Source organism: Methanoregula sp., from assembly GCF_035543475.1.
GTDB lineage: Archaea > Halobacteriota > Methanomicrobia > Methanomicrobiales > Methanospirillaceae > Methanoregula.
The window spans coordinates 43871-50111 of record NZ_DATKKA010000001.1 but is presented as its reverse complement, the minus strand read 5'-3'; the positions used below and the strand labels follow the sequence as shown (position 1 = coordinate 50111).

The 6241-nt window shown below is 55.0% G+C and carries 5 protein-coding genes; 2 read left to right on the top strand and 3 right to left on the bottom strand.

Annotation, left to right across the window (positions count from 1 at the left end; translation table 11 throughout):
* The 3 genes from VMS83_RS00215 to cbiM form a co-directional block, all read right to left on the bottom strand.
* Positions 1-2384 (bottom strand): MEMAR_RS02690 family S-layer glycoprotein (locus VMS83_RS00215; RefSeq protein WP_325408733.1); only part of this gene is annotated, 2384 nt, incomplete at its 3' end.
* 115 nt (positions 2385-2499) lie between these two features.
* Positions 2500-2847 carry a PDGLE domain-containing protein gene (locus tag VMS83_RS00210; protein ID WP_325408732.1) on the bottom strand — a complete coding sequence of 116 codons (348 nt, stop codon included), beginning with the start codon at positions 2845-2847 and terminating at the stop codon, positions 2500-2502.
* A 10-nt stretch (positions 2848-2857) separates the two neighbouring features.
* Positions 2858-3586: a cobalt transporter CbiM gene (cbiM, locus tag VMS83_RS00205; RefSeq protein ID WP_325408731.1), complete on the bottom strand. Its 729-nt coding sequence runs from the start codon at positions 3584-3586 to the stop codon at positions 2858-2860.
* 379 nt (positions 3587-3965) lie between these two features.
* Between cbiM and ercA the strand changes: the two genes are divergently transcribed.
* Entirely contained in the window at positions 3966-5123 is a 1158-nt protein-coding gene (gene ercA, locus VMS83_RS00200; protein ID WP_325408730.1) for an alcohol dehydrogenase-like regulatory protein ErcA, read from the top strand.
* On the top strand, positions 5107-6231 hold the full coding sequence (locus VMS83_RS00195) for a PAS domain S-box protein (protein ID WP_325408729.1): 1125 nt from the start codon (positions 5107-5109) through the stop codon (positions 6229-6231). The genes ercA and VMS83_RS00195 overlap by 17 nt, the downstream gene beginning before the upstream one ends.
* Positions 6232-6241: the final 10 nt, after the last annotated feature.

Here is a 6241-nt window from a genome sequence, read left to right as displayed (position 1 = left end):
CCGCTGAACTGGCCGCTCTGGGTCTTGTCAGTCGGCTGGAATGATGATGAGTAGACCGTGAAGAGGATGTTGTCACCGACTGCGAGGTTGGTGGTTGCCGTGATGGTGAACTTGTCACCGACGTGCCTGTCGCCAACCGGGTTGACGGTGATAACCGGGGTCTCAATGAGGAGCTGGAGCTTGGTGTAGGTATCATCGACATTCGGGCTGTTGATGGCCTGTACCAATGCTTCTGCTGCATCGGATCCCTGTAAGCTTCCTGGGCCGGTGAGTGCAAAGTCTTCAGTCGGGTTACCTGAGCCTCCCTGCGGGACGCTGGTGTTGACGATGGTGTACGTGTTGGCACCAACAGTCATCTGTGCCGGGTAGACATCGAATACGCCGTTCTGCATCGGGTGCTGAACGACGATGAAGTACTGGCCTGCATACATGCCCGAGTTAGTTGCGCCCTTGACTTCGTACGAGAACGAGGAGTCAGAGTTCACGGCTTCAGTGGCGTAGTTCTCAAAGTTCTTGCCGAGGATCCAGATCGCAACACCGAGAGAGGGCTGGCCCTCTGCGGTACCGGTGATGTAGACCGGGTCTCCCTGGGCAACAGTGGACTGCGAGGCAGTTGCACTGACGAACGGCTTCTTGATGATGATGGAAACCGTGCCGTAGGCTGCATTGTTCAGGTTGTTTGCATCGTTGGGCTGGCTGACTGCATAGACCGTGTAGGTTCCTGCGTCAAGCGCAACGTCCGCGGTTCCCCAGTTCCAGGACCAGGTGTTGTCGCCATTGACTGCAACATTCTGGAAGGTGGTCGGGTCGCCGTTAACGACAGCATTGTTTCTCGGGTCAAGGGTTCCGATCTGGGCACCGTTGGTGGGCAGGTTCGGACCGGTGATGAAGAGGAAGGTGGTCTGTGACTCGGTGTTGGTACCGGAGAACTGGACCTCTTCGCCGAGGTAGTAGCTCTGTGAGCCGGCGGCCACGATGGTGACTGCGCCCTTCTGGACCTGAACCTTTACCTCATCGTACTTGTAGCCGGTTGCGCCACCGAAGTACTGCTCGACACGGATGGTGTACTGCTGGGCCTTGGTCCAGTTGGTCGTGGTGAACTGGACGGTCCTGGTACCGGTCTGGTCAAGGGACACGTTGGCGTACTCATAAGTACCGTTACCAAGGGCAGCGGACGTGGTTGCACCGTTGGTGTAGGCACCGTGTGCAACATCGTTCCAGATTGCAACACCATTCTGGTAATAATATCCACCGTTGTCTGCGATCGGAGTTGCATCGGTTGGATCAAGGACGGGCGTCCATAAGGCACCAGTGGTAATTGCTGGGTCCTGCACGATACCTGCCTGGTTCGGGGTGATGATGGGCGGCTGGTTGTCGTAGGTGCCGTCCATCGAGCTGGTGCCCTTTACCCACAGGTGGTAAACCGCGTTGGGCTTGCCGGTGATCGTGACCGAGAAGGGCTTGCTGCGGACAACAGAGTTAACGTTTGATGAGATCGAGACCGTGTTGGACACAATGGTGACTGTTACGGGCTGGCTGTCCGTCTTGCCGGTGTAGGTTGCGCCACCGTTGAGGTAGTTGTCTTGCATGCCGTTGAGATCGGACGAAGCATCAATGGTATACACGCCGGCCGGGTAGGCGGGCTGTCCGGTTGCGTCAACTGCACCCGTGGACCAGTTGGGTGCGATGTTGGCTGCGGTTGGGACGTTACCATCGGTTGTACCCCAGAACCACGAGGGCAGGGTAACATTCTGCTGGGTAAGCGAAACCGTGTTGAGAGCGCTGTCATTGTACACGGAGGTGAATGTGGTTCCTGAAGGGCTGACCAGATTAATATCGATGTTACCGGTCTGTGCCGCACCGGGGGTAATATCATTGTTACGAGTGGCCGGATCGAGTGCAGACTGCATGTTCGTGTTGATACGGAAGGCGAGGTTGTCCCCTTGGATCGCGGTACCACCGGTTACAACGGTTCCGGTGGTGAGATCCCAGACATCGACTTGGATACTCGGGTCCTGTACATTGAAAACTGCACCCTTTCCATCATATACTCCGGCCTTTACGCCATACCAGTTGCCCGGGTAGTTGCCGAAGGCAGTGGGTGAGACATAGAGAGAGCCCAGGTTGAGGGAACTCAATGGATAAGATGTTGTCGGCGCGGTTGTGCTTAGATCTGCAGCTGATGCCCACCAGCCGATCGAGTCATCTCCCGCAAGGGTACCTGCAATGGGAGTGAGGTTCAGTTGCTGTTCTCCAATATATACCACTGCACCCCTGCTGATAATCGTGTTGTTTACATCGGAGTACGATGCCGAAACCGGCAGTACTGCAACAAGTACAAACGCGACGAGTGCAATAAGTGCAATCGTTAATCGCTTGGTCATTCGTTTTCCTCCAAAGGTTACATCCTACATTTCAAGTCGGAGAAGATTTTTCGAAATATCCGAATAACAATTCAGTGAGATCCATTCCCACGTTAAAAAAAAATGTGAAAAATTTTCAATCATCTCTTTTGATGATGACCTTGCCGACCCCATATGCAATCAGGCCGGCGGCAACAACCCCCACAATCGCCGAGACATAATACCCGGGGGTCTGGGTTGGAATGGTTTCATGATCGCCGGGTAAATCATAGCCGTCTAAAGGAGCGCTCCAGAGACCGGTCATCTGCTGGAGTCCTGCCGGTACAAATCCTACTGCCTGCTGGAGTTCATCGGGGCCCCATTCCCCAAAGGCAGTCCCGCTTGCGATAAGTCCGATGGGCACAAGTACTATAAGACCAATCAGGGCAATGACGAGAACTTTAAAGGTCTTGTCCATATTGTTGAATACACTCATAACATCCATTCCCATCACCTCACGCCGGTGCCCCTCCCGGGCTGGCCTCCATTTTTGAATTTTTTTCAATTTCTTTGTAATTGAAGATGACCTCCGGACTGTTTTTCGCAATGTATGCAAACGCAAGGCCGGTAACGAGTAATTCCACCCAGCAGAAGAAACCGAAATGATCAATCAGCATTGCGGGTACGGTAACGTTGAGCCCGTAAGGCATGTAGAGAGGAACCCCGTCAGCCGTGTGTTCCAGGATTGGCTGGATGCCCATCTCAAACCCGGCAACTCCTGCGGCAATGCCTAATCCAAAGTACCCGCCAAGCGCTGCGGCGATGATCCTCCGGGTTGAGGCGATCGATGACTTCCCGGCGATAAGTTTATAGAGGAAGTATCCTACGAACGGGATAACCGTGCCCATGTTGAAGCAGTTCGCTCCAAAAGCCGTGATCCCGCCATCCCCGAAAACGAGGCACTGGATGAGGAGCGCGACTGAAGTTGTCACAACAGCCGCCCAGGGGCCAAGAATAATTGCAACGAGTGCACTTCCCACCGCATGTCCTGAGCTTCCCCCGGGCACCGGGACATTGAACATCATGATCACAAACGAGAACGCGGCTGCCAGTGCCAGGTACGGCACCTGTCGCGAACGAAGAGATTTCTGTACCCAGTACCCGGCGTACAGCCAAATCGGGATCATAATCAGGTACATGACGATAAAAGTCGTTGGTCCTAAATACCCATCCGGAATATGCATAACATCACCTGAATAGTATACTCATAGGGAGTTATAAAAAACTGTCGATTTAGTAACACTGACTACTACAAAATATCAAAAAGGTATTACTTATTGGGGGATTCCTGAGAGACGCATCGTCGTTATTTCTTTCATTATTTTATCAGGAATCGTGGCATCATTGTTTGTTTTGTACAACTTCCGGGTTTTAGGGATTTGTTCGCGAATGAATGTTTACCCCCTGTAATAATAGTGGATGACCCTGTACTTTTGGGGCGGACCACTATACTGGTCCCGGTAAAAGATTTACATCATTTTTAATACTGGTAAACCTCTTATGAAGAAACATAAGGCCGGGGGGATAAACAATCCCGTTCCCGTGCAGTGGTGTGCATACCCTATGAGCTCCCTTGAACTACGGAAATTTGTCGCTCCCGAACTGCTCGTCGGTGTTGGCGCACGCCATCTGGCCGGCAGGTATGCAAAAAATTTCGGGACAAAAAACGTACTGCTTGTCACGGACCCGGGAGTGAAGAAGACCGGGCTCGTCGATGGGATCTGCAATGACCTCCAGATGGCCGGGATAGAGTACGAGATCTATTCATCAGTCCAGCCCAACCCACGGGTTGAAAATGTGATGCAGGGCGCTGAGATCTTTTCGCAGGCGGGTTGTACTGCCCTCGTTGCCGTTGGCGGGGGTTCGGTCATTGACTGTGCCAAGGGGATCGGCATTGTCTCTTCCGAAAACCGCCCGATCACCGAATTCGAAGGGGTCGACCGGATCACCCTTCCGCCCCCTCCGCTGATCTGCATTCCCACGACTGCCGGCTCAAGTGCCGATGTTTCCCAGTTTGCCATCATCTCCGATCCCGTACGCAAGGTCAAGATCGCAATCATCTCCAAGGCGCTTGTTCCTGATGTTGCCCTTATCGATCCGGAGACCCTGCTCACCCTCCCGCAGGATCTCACCGCGTATACGGGTCTTGATGTGCTCACCCATGCCATCGAGGCCTACGTGTCCAATGCAAGTTCGCCGCTCACCGACCTCCATGCGCTCGAAGCGATCCGGCTCATCAGCAGGAACCTCGAACCTGCCGTGAAATCTCCCCACGACCTGCAGCTGCGGGTCGAGACGATGCTTGCCAGCCTGTATGCCGGCCTTGCGTTTTCCAATGCCAGTCTGGGTGCAGTCCATGCCATGGCACACAGCCTGGGCGGGTTCCTCGACCTCCCCCATGGCAAATGCAATGCCCTGCTGCTTGACTGTGTCATGGAATACAACTACCGGTCGGCATCCCGCCGGTATACCGACATCGGCGAAGCACTGGGACTTCCTGTCCACACGATGGCCGAGGAGGAACGGTGCACGGCGATCTGCCAGGAGATCCAGCGGCTCCGCAGGTCACTGGGGGTGACAGAAACGCTGGGATCCCTCGGTGTCACCGGCGATGCGATCCCGGTGCTCGCCGACCATGCCATGAAAGATGCCTGCATGGCCACCAATCCCCGCAACCCCCTCCGGCAGGAGATCGAGGCACTCTATGAATCCGCCCTCTGAACCGGCCGAAACCCGCGACATTCTCCGGGAACGGATCATCGGGATGGGGGAGACTTCGCTTCACAAGAGTTACTACCCTCTCCTCCAGCAGCGCCTTGCCGATCTCGAACGGTTCCGGGCGCTTATCGATGAAACAAACGATATGATCCTCGTAGTGCAGATCCCTGAAAACCGGTTTGTGGATGTCAACCATGCCTGCAGTGTCCGGCTGGGGTATGCAACCGCCCGGCTGCTTGCCATGGATCCGTTCAACCTGATCGCCCCCGCAAAGCGCGAACCGTTCCGTGAGGCCTTCTCCCGTGCAGCAGCAACCGGCGACCAGGAGAAGATCGAAACAGACCTCTGTACCTTGCATGGAGAGACGATACCGGCAGAGCTCCTGATCCGGTTTGTAACGTTCGATCGTCACCGGTACGGTGTTATTGTCGCCCGGGATATCAGCGAGCGGATACGGTACGAGCGGGAGCTTGTGGCCACCCAGAAAAAACTCAACCTGATCAATTCCCTCACCCGCACGGAGATCAAAAGTCAGGTCTTTATTGTCCGGGCGTATCTCGATGTCCTCCGCCATATCGCCAAACACCCCGAGGAGATTACGATCCTGGACAAGCTCCGGGATACTACCGGCGAGATACAGACGCACATAGAACTGGCCGAAAACTACCAGAAACTCGGGGTGCAGACCCCCCGCTGGCAGAATTTCAATGAGATCCTGCTCTATGCGCTCTCTCATCTCCCGCCAATCCCCCTTACCCGTACTACGGGTACGGACCGGCTGGAAATTCTCGCCGACCCCCTGCTCGAAAAAGGGCTCACCCACCTGATGGAATATATCTATACCTGCGGCGGGATTGCAGAGCCGGTGCGGATTGCAATCCGTGAAGCCGGTAACGGGCTTGTTATTTCCCTGCAAAAGGCGGGCACCGGTATCCTCCCGGAACAGAAGGGATCCCTGTTTGTCTGGGCGCCTGCAAAGACCGGGGGCCCCAACCTCTTTTTTATCCGGGAGATCCTCGATATCACCGGTATCAGTATTGCAGAGACCGGGGACCCGGGCCTCCTCTGTTTTGAGATCCGCGTTCCCCGGGGCGGGTACCGCATCTCGTGATCTCCCCCTT